This is a genomic window from Commensalibacter sp. B14384M2, from assembly GCF_016101865.1.
Lineage (GTDB): Bacteria > Pseudomonadota > Alphaproteobacteria > Acetobacterales > Acetobacteraceae > Commensalibacter > Commensalibacter melissae.
Window position 1 is genome coordinate 66,664 of sequence record NZ_JACFPS010000004.1, and the last position, 15,376, is coordinate 82,039.

At 35.7% G+C, this 15,376-nt stretch carries 12 protein-coding genes; 3 read left to right on the top strand and 9 right to left on the bottom strand.

Annotated features, from left to right (window positions below; translation table 11 throughout):
- Positions 1-102: 102 nt before the first annotated feature.
- Positions 103-1,728 carry an NAD(P)/FAD-dependent oxidoreductase gene (locus H3R33_RS07885; protein WP_198185459.1) on the bottom strand — a complete coding sequence of 542 codons (1,626 nt, stop codon included), beginning with the start codon at positions 1,726-1,728 and terminating at the stop codon, positions 103-105.
- A 2,433-nt stretch (positions 1,729-4,161) separates the two neighbouring features.
- Here H3R33_RS07885 and H3R33_RS07890 point away from each other — a divergent pair.
- The 3 genes from H3R33_RS07890 to H3R33_RS07900 all read left to right on the top strand — a co-directional run bounded on the left by H3R33_RS07890 (position 4,162) and on the right by H3R33_RS07900 (position 6,415).
- Entirely contained in the window at positions 4,162-4,344 is a 183-nt protein-coding gene (locus tag H3R33_RS07890; RefSeq protein ID WP_198185460.1) for a hypothetical protein, read from the top strand.
- 196 nt (positions 4,345-4,540) lie between these two features.
- Positions 4,541-5,521: a cation diffusion facilitator family transporter gene (locus tag H3R33_RS07895; RefSeq protein ID WP_230873390.1), complete on the top strand. Its 981-nt coding sequence runs from the start codon at positions 4,541-4,543 to the stop codon at positions 5,519-5,521.
- 21 nt (positions 5,522-5,542) lie between these two features.
- Entirely contained in the window at positions 5,543-6,415 is an 873-nt protein-coding gene (locus H3R33_RS07900) for a cation diffusion facilitator family transporter (protein WP_198185461.1), read from the top strand.
- Between the two features lie 102 nt (positions 6,416-6,517).
- Here the strand turns inward: H3R33_RS07900 and H3R33_RS07905 are convergent, their stop codons facing one another.
- The 8 genes from H3R33_RS07905 to H3R33_RS07940 all read right to left on the bottom strand — a co-directional run bounded on the left by H3R33_RS07905 (position 6,518) and on the right by H3R33_RS07940 (position 15,180).
- A complete protein-coding gene (locus tag H3R33_RS07905) occupies positions 6,518-7,582 on the bottom strand; it encodes a WD40 repeat domain-containing protein (protein WP_198185462.1) in 1,065 nt (354 codons plus the stop codon).
- A 25-nt stretch (positions 7,583-7,607) separates the two neighbouring features.
- Positions 7,608-8,672 carry a GTP-binding protein gene (locus tag H3R33_RS07910; RefSeq protein WP_198185463.1) on the bottom strand — a complete coding sequence of 355 codons (1,065 nt, stop codon included), beginning with the start codon at positions 8,670-8,672 and terminating at the stop codon, positions 7,608-7,610.
- Entirely contained in the window at positions 8,656-9,981 is a 1,326-nt protein-coding gene (locus H3R33_RS07915; protein WP_198185464.1) for an O-antigen ligase, read from the bottom strand. The genes H3R33_RS07910 and H3R33_RS07915 overlap by 17 nt, the downstream gene beginning before the upstream one ends.
- Before the next feature lie 316 nt (positions 9,982-10,297).
- A complete protein-coding gene (locus H3R33_RS07920) occupies positions 10,298-11,314 on the bottom strand; it encodes an ABC transporter substrate-binding protein (RefSeq protein ID WP_155566386.1) in 1,017 nt (338 codons plus the stop codon).
- 118 nt (positions 11,315-11,432) lie between these two features.
- The gene (gene mnmA / locus H3R33_RS07925) at positions 11,433-12,494 is read right to left on the bottom strand and encodes a tRNA 2-thiouridine(34) synthase MnmA (protein ID WP_155566385.1); all 1,062 of its coding nucleotides are present in this window, start codon (positions 12,492-12,494) and stop codon (positions 11,433-11,435) included.
- Positions 12,495-12,498: 4 nt separating this feature from the next.
- Positions 12,499-12,813: a ferredoxin family 2Fe-2S iron-sulfur cluster binding protein gene (locus tag H3R33_RS07930; protein WP_110439424.1), complete on the bottom strand. Its 315-nt coding sequence runs from the start codon at positions 12,811-12,813 to the stop codon at positions 12,499-12,501.
- A 47-nt stretch (positions 12,814-12,860) separates the two neighbouring features.
- The gene (locus H3R33_RS07935) at positions 12,861-14,012 is read right to left on the bottom strand and encodes a cysteine desulfurase family protein (protein WP_370552780.1); all 1,152 of its coding nucleotides are present in this window, start codon (positions 14,010-14,012) and stop codon (positions 12,861-12,863) included.
- A gap of 46 nt (positions 14,013-14,058) precedes the next feature.
- Positions 14,059-15,180: a cysteine desulfurase family protein gene (locus H3R33_RS07940; protein WP_110439422.1), complete on the bottom strand. Its 1,122-nt coding sequence runs from the start codon at positions 15,178-15,180 to the stop codon at positions 14,059-14,061.
- Positions 15,181-15,376 lie beyond the last annotated feature (196 nt).

Below are 15,376 nucleotides of genomic sequence, written 5' to 3' on the forward strand. Positions count from 1 at the left end.
TCATCAAAGTGAACATTGAAACATTAATTATGAAGGTTGCAAAGATGAATCCGGATCACATCCCAAACCAACAGTTTGTCTGTAGGGATGTAATCCCCGGATCTACTGATGATTGTCGTGGATATTCTGGGCAACTTTTTCAGCAATCTTTATCCCGTCAATGGCCGCAGACATGATACCGCCCGCATATCCAGCCCCCTCTCCCGCAGGATAAAGTCCGGAAGTATTGACACTTTGCCCATCATCCATTCTTGGAATACGAACTGGCGAGGATGTTCGCGTTTCCACACCGGTCATTACAGCATCAGCAAAATTGAATCCGGACAATTTACGATTAAATGCAGGTAATGCCTCCCGTATTCCATTGATAACAAATGAAGGCAATATCTCCGCAAGATCATCGGGTTCCACCCCCGGTTTATAAGAGGGAACAACCGAACCCAATGTCCGGGTTGCCCTTCCAAGCAAAAAATCCTCCACCCGCTGAACCGGCGCTTTGTAATTCGCACCCCCCAGCTGAAAGGCTTTCCGCTCCAGATCTCTCTGGAAGTCAATACCCGCCAGGGGATGGCCTGCATAATCCCGCTCCGGCTTAACACCTACCACGATTGCAGCATTGGCATTTCTTTCCGCCCTGGAATACTGGCTCATTCCGTTTGTCACTATTCCCCTTTCTTCCGAGGCCGCCGCAATCACCGTTCCCCCCGGACACATACAAAAGGAATAAACCCCCCGTTTGTCTGCATCATGATGCACCAATTTATAATCGGCCGCCCCCAACAGCTGATGTCCCGCCTGTGAACCAAAACGGACCTTATCAATCAGGGTTTGCGGATGCTCAATTCTGACACCAACAGAAAAAGGTTTTGCCTGAATCTCCACGCCATCCTCATAAAGGGTATACATCATCTCCCGCGCACTGTGTCCAGTCGCAAGAATAATGTGATTTGTCTGTATTTCCTGCCCATCCACCAATCGAACCCCGACAATCTGGCGATTTTTATTCATCAAAATCTTTTGCACATAAGTATTAAACCGGTACTGACCACCAAAAGATTCTATTTCCTGACGAATTTTCTCAACCATACTGACCAACCGAAACGTACCAATATGAGGTTTGGATACGTAAAGAATTTCCTCTGGCGCACCTGCCCTGACAAATTCTGTCAAGACCTTGTGACCATAATGATACGGATCACTGATCTGCGTATGAAGTTTTCCATCGGAAAAGGTTCCCGCACCTCCCTCTCCATATTGGACATTGCTGTCAGGATTGAATTTTGACTGACGCCAAAATGCAAAAGTATCGACCGTTCTTTCCCTGACCGCTTTCCCACGTTCAAGAATCAAAGGACGCAAACCCATCTGTGCCAGTAACAATCCCGCCATAAACCCGCAAGGCCCCGCACCAATAACGATAGGACGAACATAGCTGGCCTGACTAGCAATTTTTTCACCAGTCTGCCGGGACATCACGAACTGATACCGAACCTCTGGTGTTTTTGATAAATTGCGATCCAGGGAATGATTGCGTAAAAATTCCTCTTCATTATCAATGGAACAGTCAATGGTATACACCAGTTGAATGTCCCCCCGTCGGCGTGCATCATATCCCCGCCTTATTACCTGATACTCGCTGGGAAATTGTTTGAGACGATTATACAAGGCCTGTTTCAAATCTGCTTCATCATGATCCAAGGGCAGTTTCACTTCTGTAACTCTAATCATCTTTAAAACCAGATTTTCTTTTCATCCTAATTGTTCTTATCCTCTTAAATCCCTGATTGCAGGATGTCGCTGTTTATATCCTGAACAATCCCTAAAAGACAATCATTAAAATAGGGTTCAAATACCCATATTCAATACAATTTCCATAGATTGACAAAACAGGGAAATAACCAATCAAAGACACAAAGTCCTCCATCCACACTTTACATCAAACATTATGTCATAATGTATCGAAATATTTATGCTGTCCATAATAATAATTCATTATACATATCAACAATCTTGTCATATAAATAATGATTAATTGACTTAATTAAATTGTAATTAAGCCAATAGCTATATAAACATAATAATAAAAAAGTTTTTAAAAATGAAATTTTATAATCCCCGTTAATTCTCCATACCAAATACACAAAATAAAAATTATAGAAATGCTTTATTTTTACAAATAATAAATCTTATTATCACTATAGTTTAACTATAATTTTTCTATAAAATAGATAAATGAAAGAATAAAATTCTTTTCTATTTATAAAAAAGACTTCCATTTTATTTATGGAATAAAATTCGCAATATTTCTTGACTTTAATTGAGTATACATAATATGTAGTTATTGTTTTATGAAAATTAATCATGAAGTTTTTATAAAAATCACGTTATCATTCCAGTTATTTAAAATTTCTTGTACATTTTTTTAATATAACCTAGAATAAATTCACTATCATCAAGTAACATATATGTAAATAATAAATAATTATGCATATAAGTTAGAAAAAAATAAGATAAAACCAAAATCTCGAATCGAATATTATTTTACCAATTCTTTATGCAAAAATTACATTTCAATAAAGGAATAATAAACTTGGGAAAAACCAACTTTAAAAAACCTTGATTTTAATGAATATTGTTCAAATATAATATTTTATATATGAAATTATTAATAACATTGAATAAATTTAATGATCTTATTTTTACATGGACAAAAAAAATAAGTTTCATAAATCCAATTTTCTTTGTATATTTGTAATCAGCATTCGACAGATAGTGTCGAAGCGGCCGGATCAGATGCTGCAACATACTGACCCGACCTAATCATAACAGAAGAGGAATTTCTGCAATGACTGTCTGTGATATTTATCATATTTTATATGATAAGACTATGGTTTTTATTACCATGTGGAAAAAAGTCAGCTTTGTTTTGGTAATGATTACTTGTACAAAGGGTGGAAACATTTATCTGTTGAATGCTATTTGGCAGTTAATTCGTAAATGTAGTGATTTAACCATGATAATAAAATGTAATATAAAACATTTATCTTTTAATTGATTCAACATAAATCTTCTATATAGTAAAATATTTTATTAACTTCATTTTAAATATTTTATTTTGACTGTCCAATTTTACATTTTAGTTTAAAAGGAGAATAGAAAAAATATTTTATATTAATCAATTATAATTTGCTTCTGCATTTTTAGAAATAAGGAAGCCTGAAAAGTAACATTCTTTAATTTATTTTCATATTGTTTCGGTTTGTTTTTTCTAAACTTGCATATTATTAACGTTGTCGAAGTCTTTAATTTAGAAAAAACAAACCAAACTGTATTTTTTAAATCAAATTAATGAATTGGTAAACCATATAAAATCAGTGATTTTGTTATTTTTATAAAACTTTTCGTGAGGCTCAATATTATAACATAAAGAATTTTATTTTATTTAATTATCCTCGCTACTATAAACCATTATTGGCACTAAAAAATTGATATACATGATTTATTCAATATAAAACTATTAAAAAAAGACTGAAAATAATTTATTTTCAGTCTTTAATAAAGTTAGTCTTTCAGGAAGTTTACAACATTTAAGGAGAGGTATCAAAAACTTAAATGATAAAACATCATATAATTTCAAAAGCAACCTATTACAAGTAACATTTTCTTAAGCTAGAACCATATCTTATATCTTTCTTTCAAAAACGTTAATAACATTATTCTAGATATACCTTCCCTCAATAATTATTTATAATTTTTATACTCTTTTTTTATTTGGCGCTTATAGTCTAATTTCTTTACCTACCCATGTTTCCACTGATTTTCAGATATTTCCCATCCATTTGAAAATCACAAAAATAAATTCAAAGGGAGCATCTAAGCCTATAAATATTATTATCATTTTTTGTACCAAACCAATTTCCTGATGGTAACAGTTATATAATTCTACCAAAGAGAAAGATAATTTCTGTTTATGGAAATATTGCAACTGTAAATCTTTCTTTCCCTGAGATGAAAAACTGGTCTATGAGAAGTATAATCGCAGTTTATAAACAACAATGTCGTACAATAGCTTTTCCTAATCATAATGGTCAAATTTTTTAATGACAAGATTCCTAATAAAGTTCCTTATGACCAACCTCACAAGTAATAGCCCAGACCTTGATGACCGCTCATGGAAAAGATTCTGCCATTCAACAAATTTCTGATAATAATCAACTACCTGTTCACATTGAGGCGGGTAATTGCGTTGTTCATTCTTTTATAAATAATAGTGATAAGGTATACTATCATTGTGGTTACGTTAACGAAGAAACACAAATTTTCTTAACATTCATTCCCGATTAATATTTGGATTTTTTTATAATAAACAAAACACAGTATTTACATATAAAATCAATTTAAAACTTGATTGTCAGATTTAATATAATTTAGATAAATTTTTAAAAATAAAATTAGGCTAATCAAATTAATTTTTTTATAATAAGCGTTTAACAATATAGTTAATCTTATTTTATAACTAAAAAATTATAGGGATTTAATCTTGAGCAATTTGGATCATTCCACGCATGACATGCATCAATTCAATCATTCCCACTTGCATGATCATGCACATGAACATATCCACGGTCATCACCATCATGTTCCACAATCTTTTGGCAAGGCCTTTGCTCTAGGAATTAGCCTTAACTTAATTTATATTTGTGCCGAAACCATATGGGGCATTTTTGCCAATTCCCTAGCCTTAATTGCTGATGCCGGTCATAATCTATCAGATGTTTTTGCCTTGGCCACCGCTTGGGGGGCTTCATATTTAAGCAAAAAAAAACCCTCTCCCAATTTTACCTACGGATATCGTCGAACCTCTATCTTGGCTTCTTTAAGTAATGCAATTTTATTGCTTATTGTTACAGGAGGAATTATCTGGGAATCAATTGAACGCTTTTACAAACCTGCAACTGTTACAGGTAAAACAGTAATTTTAGTCGCCTTACTCGGTGTTGTTATAAATGGAATAACCGCATTAATGTTCCATTCCGGACAAAAAGAGGATCTTAATATTAAGGGCGCCTTTTTGCACATGGCCTATGACGCCCTTTTATCGTTGAGTGTTGCCGGGGCAGGGATTATTATTTTTTTCACCCATTGGAATATGCTTGATCCCATTACCAGCTTGATTGTCGCTGCAATAATTATTTGGGGAACTTGGTCTTTATTGAAAGATTCAGTTACACTTGCCATGGACGGTGTCCCAAGCAATGTTGACGCTTTCGCCGTGGAAACCTATTTACGCTCCCTTCCCAATATCATTGATTTACATGATCTACACATCTGGGCTTTAAGTACAACAGAAACCGCCCTAACCGTTCATTTGGTCAGTAATACCAATCAACATTCTGACCAGTTTCTGAATATGGTTGCACAACGCCTCAAGGAAAAATTTAGAATTAATCATTCAACTTTCCAGATCGAACAAAAAAATGAAGCCAGTTTTTGCAATCTGGCGGACATTAATACTGTTTAACCTTAAACTTATAATTACTTTATGATCTTTAAAATAATAAAGAATAAGAAAATCCTATTTAGTCTTGGGAGTTTTCTGGTTAGTCTTGTAGTTTTTTTTCTTAAATATCTGGCATGGAAAACAACACTCAGTGTTGCTTTTTATTCTGACATGCTTGAAACAACAATCAATGTGTTAGCCGCTATTTTTGAAATATTCGCAATCACCATTTCGACCCAACCAGCCGATAAAAACCATACTTATGGACACTATAAAGCCGAATATATTTCTGCCGCCGCCGAAGGTTTATTAGTAATAATAACATCAATTTTAATTTTTTACGAAGCCTGGCAAGGATGGAAAAATCCCCAATTTCCCATGGCGCCTTTAAAAGGAATTATTCTAAATGGAACAGCTGGGCTTGTTAATCTATTCTGGGCAATAACACTTATTCGTGTAGGTAAAAAATATTTTTCTGCAGTCCTTATAGCAGGTGGACAGCATGTTCTTTCCGATGTATGGACAACTATCGGATTAATTGTAGGTTTAACACTTATTCCAATGTTTCAATGGGCTGCACTTGATGCCCTCATGGGCTTTTTCATTGCTATTAATATTTTACGTATAGGCTTTGGCATCATAAAAAATTCTATTAATGGCTTGATGGATAAAGCTCCTGACCCTCAAACCATTTCCAGTATTTATAAAATAATTCAGGCAAATGCCCCTGAAGCAAAAGAATTCCATATGGTCCGTTTTCGTCAGGTTGGCAATTTGATTTTTATTGATTTTCATTTGGTTGTGTCTGGAGACATGAGAGTGAAAGAAGCCCATAAGATATGTGATCGTATTGAACACGCTTTACAAAAAGTAATTGGAAATGTTTCAATAAACATTCATGTGGAACCAGAATAATTTTTTTAAATTCTGATCAACTACTTGTTCTGAAACATGATATCTCATCCATATAAATAAATCCTGGACAGAAAAAAGGATATGGCTGATTATTTTTTACAACTATTTTTTTTCAGATAAATCAATTAGAATAATATAGCCATCATCAGTACCAATATTTAATAAACTGCCTTCTTTATTAAATTGTAAAGCCGTAATTTCTCCAATGGGTTTTTTAGATCCTAAATTTACCGGAACAACTTTCTCGTCGCTGATTCCGATTAATAATATACTACCATCCAAAAATCCAGCAGCAACCATATCATAGGTAGGATGACATGCCACTACCATACAACAACTTCCAGGAATACCAGGCAATTCCACAGGAGGTTTTCCCATTGGACCGCCTCCAAAAAACTGCCATAAAACCACCGGTTCAGCTCCACTGGTTGCCAACCATTTTCCATCAGATGAAAAATTTAGAGATTTTACTTTGGTTGGGTATCCACTCATTCGCATATTGTGTCCGTCTGAAATACGCCAACCATGTAAATCATGATCTTGCATTGATGTTACCAACGCCTCTTCTTTAGGATGTAAAGTGATCCCTGTATGACTACCTTTCCATGTAAAATCCTTAATTTTTACAGGATTTTTATAATCAGCAGACCATAAAGTGGCACCATTATAATAAGAACTGGCTATTTTTGCACCATCCAAACTGAAAACCAAATCACTAACTCCAGAAGAATGTTCAAAAATTCTATATGGCTCTGTAAAATTATCTTTATATAAATGAATTTCTTTTCCTGTAATAAAAGCGATTTTATTTTGTTTCCTTTCCTTATCAGTCCAAGAAACGATTTTATCAATCCAACGTCTGGATTTTAATAATTGTTGAGGTTCCTTCCCGGGAATGATTCTTATTAGTTTATTATCATCACCAGAAGTAACAAAACCTGAAAAGGTCAAATCTTGTGATAAAGATAAAATCCCTCCATCATGAGGTTGAACTTTATACCAATAATCTGGATCATTATTGTGAATCAAAGGAATAATCCATAAATCTCCATCTGCCGTTGCAAAAGCACTATACTGTTCATCCCAAGATGTAGCACAGGCGATAATCGTGCCTTCCACTTTTTTAAAAGAACCCCGACTTTCGATTAATTGTAACGGCTGATTCATTCCATACTTTCCAGTCACAGATTTGTTAATCTATACATTTAAAAAATCCCTCACGTAGAGATTTCTCATCTAAATTCCGGCCAATAAAAACCAATCTGGAACAACGATCCTCATTTGTCTTCCAAGAACGGATGAAATTTCCCTCTGCCATCATATGAACAGCTTGAAATGCAAAACATCGATCGTCATGCTTAAAATTCATAATTCCTTTGGTTCTCAATATATCCTTTCCAAATTTCTGAAGAACCATGGACATCCATAAATTAAAACGTTTTCCATCTAATGGTTTATCTTCCATAAGTGAAATACTCGTCACACCATCACCATGAGAATGTTGTACATGGTCATGGTCATGGTCATGGTCATGGTCATGGTCATGGTCATGGTCATGGTCATGGTCATGGTCATGGTCATGGTCATGGTCATGGGATGATAAGAATTTGGGCTCTAACGTCAAGGCTCTATTTAAATCAAACCCCCCAAGATCCAGAATTTTCATAAGGGAAATATTCCCTTTTTCCATTTCATATAAAGCAACCATCGGATTGATTGTACGAATTCTTTTTTTTATAGCAATTAATGATCCCCTATCAACCAGATCAACTTTATTCAACAAGATTACATCCGCAAAAGCAATTTGATTAACTGCCTCCTTACTTTCATCCAATGTCTTCATCACATGAAACGCATCAATTACGGCAATCACCGCGTCAAGACGAGTTTTGTTACGAATATCCTCATCAACAAAAAAAGTCTGTGCTACGGGCGCAGGATCAGCTAACCCTGTGGTTTCAATAATTATTCCATCGAAACTTCTTTGTCTTTGAATAAGCTTGTTAAGAATACGAACCAAATCGCCTCGAATTGTACAACAGACACATCCGTTGCTCATCTCAAATATTTCTTCATCCGCATCGACTATTAAATCATTATCAATACCTAATTCACCATATTCATTAACAATAACGGCATATTTTTTATCTTGCTGTTCCGTTAGAATACGGTTTAGTAAAGTTGTCTTCCCCGCTCCTAAATAACCCGTCAGAACAGTTACAGGTATTTTATTTTTTTCTTTATGATCCAATTCCATTATAAACCTTCAATGCTGCCTTATGATTACCATAATCCCAACTATAAGATAAACCTAGTCCCAAAAGTAGAAAAAACCATCCTCCCAAGGGTAAATTTCCGAAACTTCCTCCAGCCGCAAATGGCCATTCGTGAACTAAAACCGCAGCAAATAATCCAACACGCCAGGAATTTTCAACCGCATCTTTCAATGATAGCAATTTGGACGTTAATCCCTTTACCAAATTAACCCACCATAAAAATACCATGTAACAAAACAAGATTAATCCGGGAATTCCTGCATTTACAAACATTTCAATATAATGATTATGAGGATGGGGCAAACAAATCTCTGCCCCTTTCCCATCCCCATGTCCAATTGCAATTCCCCAAAAGGATAATCCATGAAAATAAATCGGATTGGCACAAAAATGACGATAGGCATCATATCCCAAACCCGTCCAGGGATTTGACAATCCCATAATCATCGCCCGTGTATAGATCAATCCATAATTATCAGAGGAAAAATGTGCCATTTGATGGATAAATAAAGTCACCAAATGATGATAGCTCTTAGGCGATAAAAATGATGTTGCACCCAGTATCAATGGAATACAAATTAACATTGACAAAACGATTGTCCGTAAGGGACGTAACCAATACAAGGATACAACTATTCCGAAAACAAAAAGAATAAATGGCATTCTTTGACCGGCAAAAGCCATCATTAATGTAGCAAATAAGATAATGAATAAAGCGACCAGATTTCCCCGCCATCCTTTTAAACGATAAATGCAATAAATACTCAAACTTAAAGTAATTGGCAACAGTAACCTGGCCAATGGCCCTGCCGCTCTAGGATGATGATATGGACCTGTCAGTGTACCATCGAAATAACGTGGCGCTCCTAAAATATTATATCCTGTAATAAGCTGGCAAAGCATATTCAAAATAATATAAATCGCACAGGCAATCAAAACATAAGATAGCCATCGCCTGTATTTCTCATCAGTTAAAACCCAGACCTGAAGTGCCGCAGCAAAAAAAATAAAACGAATTAACACTAAAGCCTGGATCATCATTATGTTATATTGAAACAATCCAAAGGGAATAGTACACAATAAAATCCACCCCCACCAGAGAAATGCAATAATCACCCAATTTTGTTTTCCCCAGTCCCATTGTTTGTTGATAAAAGAGTAAATTACAAAACATATTGCTATATAACTGATTAACCCATCCGCTATACCCCGTAAGTGCGTTAAAAAAACAGGCAAAATTAAAACAGCGAACAGTGTCGACTTATTGAGAAACTTACGGACAGATTCCATAACCCAAAGGCTCTCCGGTTTAAGAACAGGAATTAATTAGAAAACATTACGCAATGAAATAACAGTCTGGAAATCACAACGTAAATCAAATACATCAATAATAAAAGATTTCATATTATTTAAAACATTAAATCTCAACATATTCTTTTTTAAACATGAAATTCAAATTAGTAATCTATTAATTTTATTCAGATAAAAAACAAAAATAAGATAATTATTATTAAAATATTACACTTGGAACAGTTAATAAATTTTTTAATCCTACATTAATTTCTTTATATTTTTCAATTTAATGTAAAAAAAAATATAAAATCAATTAATTATTTTTGTTATTTTTTATAAAACTGTCATAAACATAAATCAGGTAATCAGGTAAAATATCAGGCATAATTTTCTGAGCCTTCATAAACAAACCAATTTCATCAAACTCCTTCGACAAATAACGTGACAATATTAAAGATTGCTGAGTTTTATCAAGATAAGTCTGCTGTTTTAACAAGCTGCAAACTACTTCCGGTGATTTATCTAATAATTGGGCAAGCTGGCCAACCTCCGGAGACTGAGGAGTGAAATAGGCTATATTTCGCCTATTATCATCGATATTTTTCAATATTTTTTTTACAAAACTTTCCATCCAAAAAGGTTGATCTGAAATAATCTCATCCATCACAACCCATACCTGATATGTTGGATACCCCCATTTTGCCAACTGTGATGAATCTACTAATACATGTCCATCCTTGACGAACGGTAAAACTGTAGTTCCGTCAGCATAGGCCCCATCAATTTCATTTTTCTGCCAAGCTTGTGTAATTTCATTATAATTCATATTTACTAGATGAATTTTTTCAACAGGAATATCATTATGCTGCAAATAACGTAACAGACTATAATAACTGCTTGTCATGAAAGGTACCGCAATATTTTTACCAACCAGATCTTGAGGAGTATCTATATGTTTCTGGCTTTTTACGATTAAGGCGCTTTCTTTACCATATTGCCGATCAATTGCGATTACACGTCCCTGCAAACCAACCGTTATAACTGACAAAAAAGTAACCATATCTACTGGAACGGCATCAACCTGACCAATAGACAAATTATGCAAGGCTTTAAAATCATCGTCATATTTTTTCCAGGCTATTGTTTCCCTGGCAACTTTTTGATGTTTTTTATCCAATTGAATAAAATTGGCGATATCAGCTTGATTTTTCCATCCAATTCGAAATTCCGCATTAGCACTTCGTAAGTTGAAAAAACATATCAAAGCAAAAATTGCTATCAGCCATACAATCAAAGAAAATCGTTTGGAACCTACATAAAAACAGTGCATCAACGGAAAATCTCGCTACGTTAAATAATTTATTAACTTACTAAAATAATATCTGATTTAATAACTGAAATTCACTTTAAAAGTAAAGTTTAACCTAAAGTAATATCAAATTAAATTTTTACAGAATAAATCCACCTCCTAAAACACGTGTCCCTTGATAAAAAACACATGCCTGACCAGGTGCTGGGTTAGCAGCCGTTTCCAATTCTACTCTTACCCTATCCTTTTTTTCAATTATAACTTTAGCAGGTCGTTCCTGATCCCGCGCACGAATCTGAACATTACAATATAAAAATTCAGTAGGCACAGGAATAAGCCAGTTCAAATCGCGTAAATAGAATGTTTGACAAATATTGTTTTGTTTTGGACCAATAACGATTCTTCTTTTTTCGGATTCAATTCGTAACACCATTTGTCGCTGCCCATCCCGCATGGCAAGATTACCCAACCGTTTTGTTTGACCAATGGTATATTTAGCAATACCTTCATGATGACCAATCACAACGCCCTGCTCGTCAACTATCTCGCCTGGCATAACACCTTCTGGCGCCAATTTCTCAACAATTTTTATATAAGAATTATCTGTAACGAAACATATGTCCTGGCTATCCGACTTCTGAGCAACAGCCAAATGAAAACGTTCGGCTTCTTCCCGAACTTTATCTTTATTTGGCATGTCCCCTAAAGGAAAACGCAAATATTCAAGCTGTTCAAGTGTGGTGGCGAATAAAAACCATGATTGGTCTCGACTTAAATCAACTGGACGATGCAACTCTGGACCATTTTTTCCCACAATTCGACGCACATAATGACCTGTTGCCATCGCTTCTGCCCCAAGCTCTCGCGCCATTGTCAATAAATCCGTAAATTTGACTCCCTGATTACAGGCAATACATGGAACAGGCGTTTCTCCCTTTTGGTAAGATTGTGCGAAACGTTCAATTACCGTTGTTTGAAAACGGTCTTCCGCATCGATAACGTAATGCGGGATACCCAGCTTTTCTGATACCCTACGTGCATCCCTGATGTCCTGACCTGCACAACAGGCACCTTTTTTAACCACACCTCGCGCATCATAAAGCTGCAAGGTGGCACCAAAAACCTCATGTCCTTGTTCTTTTAAAAGAGCCGCCGTAACGGAACTGTCCACTCCGCCCGACATTGCAATCATAATACGCATTGGTTCAGGATAACTTTGGCAAACGAACAACTAAGCCATCCAATTCTTCTGTCATAATAATCTGACAACCCAATCGAGAGGTTCTTTCCAACCCAAAAGCCATATCCAGCATCTCCTCCTCCTCTTCTGCGGCGGGCTTTAATTTATCCCACCATGATTCATCAACAATTACATGACAGGTCGCACAAGCCAATGATCCCTCACAAGCACCTTCAAGATCAATTCCATGCTTATGCGCTATTTCCAATACTGAAAGCCCTACAGGAGCATCCACCTCACGACGTGTTCCATCTTGTTCAATAAAAACTATATGTGGCATTTTATAGAATTCCTTATTTAAAAACCAATTAATATTCTGATTTTAACTCATGTCCCTTTTCTTACATCATACCATGCTGAATAAAGGTCATGAACGGTTTCAACGACTTCTTGTTTTGTTGTCATCCGACCAAAAGAAAAACGGATACTAGATAAAACTTCTTGTTCTGACAATCCCATGGATTGTAAAACATAGGATGGCATAGAAACATGATTGCATGCTGAACCTGTTGATAAACATAAATGAGGAATTCTTGCCAAAAGATCAAGGGCCTTAACCTCTGGAAATTGTAGATTAACACAATTTGACAAGGCATATTCGATTGATCCATTAATTTTAAGTTGTGGAATTCTTGCCTGCAATTCATTTATCAAAAAATGTTTATAAGACGCCAAACGCCTGATCTCTTCATTTCCCTCATTCTGGAATAGCGAAAATGCCTTACCCAAACCAACAATCAAGGGAACTGGCAAAGTTCCTGATCGAATTCCTCGTTCCTGATATCCTCCATAAAATAAAGGTTCCACCCTTACCCGAGGTTTACGTTTTACATATAAAATGCCAATTCCTTTGGGCCCATAAATTTTATGCCCGGAAATTGAGGCAAGATCAATTCCCCAGGAACGCAACTGAATTTTTTCAGATATTTTTCCACAAGCCTGAGACAAATCACAATGAAAAAGAGCGCCATATTCATGAGACAATGCCGACAAATAAGGAATGTTCTGTATAACTCCTGTTTCATTATTAGCGGCCATGACACTGACTAATATTGTTGGAACCTGCAATGCCGCTTTCAAACTATCAGGATCAATCAATCCATCGGATTGAACTGGCAAAATAAAAGGATCAGCACCAATAGACTGTAAATTCTGGACTGTTTCAAGAACAGATTTATGTTCAGTCGCAATCGTGATAACCCGTTTGGTCTTGGGATAATGATCAATTAGATAACGCACACTACCCTGCAAGGCAATATTATTGGATTCAGTCGCACCAGAGGTAAAAATAATTTCTTGAGAAACCACCCCGAGCATTTCGGCAATGTCGGCACGAATCTTATCAATGGTTTCAGCAACATATTTACCCAATATATGCTCTGAATTGGCATTTGCAAAATTATGCACAAAATAGGGTAGCATCGCTTCAACAACACGTTCGTCACACGGTGTGGTCGATTGATAATCAAGGTAAATCACCTTTTCTTTTATCTTGTTTTTTCCTGAAAAATCCATTTTCTATAGATTATGAATCCTTTAACTTTTGAATCAACTGGCCATAAACATGAATAAAAGTTTCAACATCTTTTTGCTGGATATTCCATGGTAAAGATACACGGATCGTACAATCAGCCAATTCTTCCAACCCCATTGCTGATAAAACAGGTGAACGCGATAATTTTCCTGAAAAACATGCCGATCCCGTTGAGACACAGAAACCAGCCATATCCAAAGCCATAAATAATTTTTGCGCTGAAACTCCAGCATAAGCTATAGAGGATGTATTATCTAAACGTTCAGCTTCCTCGCCACAAATGACGGCTCCATATTTTTTCACTTCTTTTTCCAAATAATTACGTAATTTTAAAATATTGGAACGATCTTCTTTACAGGCCTCTTTTGCGGCAGTCATCAACCCTATAATTGCCGGAACAGCCAGAGTTCCTCCCCTTCTTCCCTGTTCCTGTCCTCCTCCACTAAAAAGAGGATTTATCTTTTTCGCATTTCTTTCATGACCAGCCAATAACAATGCGCCTACTCCTTTTGGACCTCCCATTTTGTGAGCTGAAAGAATCAGGCTGTCCGCTCCGATATCTTCCAAATTGAACATTATACGTCCAGCAGCCTGAGCTGCGTCTACATGAAGAATTGCACCATAATCATGACAAATTTTTGCTGCCTGTTGAATGGGATGTAATACACCTGTCTCATTATTGGCCAGCATTAAACACACTAAGGGAGGTATTGACGTTTTTTTTAGTGCATCTTCTAAAAAGTTAAGATCGACAATGCCCTGCCGTGTTACAGGTAAAATTTTTTTTGAAAGGTCAATCTGCATGATTGCAGGATGTTCCGTAGCTCCCACCCAAAGAGGACGTTGTTGATTGCCTTCACCAATCTGACCATGCACAGCCAGTACATCTGCCTCTGTCCCACCAGAGGTAAAAATACAATTTTGAACGCTCCCCCCGAATAATTCGACCAAGGTTTCTCTTGCATCTTCCATTTGATTATAAATCTTGCGTCCCATTTGATGAACAGACGTTGGATTACCAGTCTGCTGCATGATATCCACCATTGCAGATATAACTGAAGAGCGCATGGGCTCACTGGCATTCGCATCTAGATATATAGATTGTCGTATCATTTCATTTATAATCCAATTTATTATATTAAACCATGAATTCCAAAAATAACCTGCATAATTTATTGCATTACAACAATAATTTAATTAAATCTGTATTTAATTTACAATATATAAATACAAATATGAACCCTGTTACCTTATAATAGAAATATTTTCACAGATTTACTGGTAAATAAGCAAAGATAAAGGATATGTT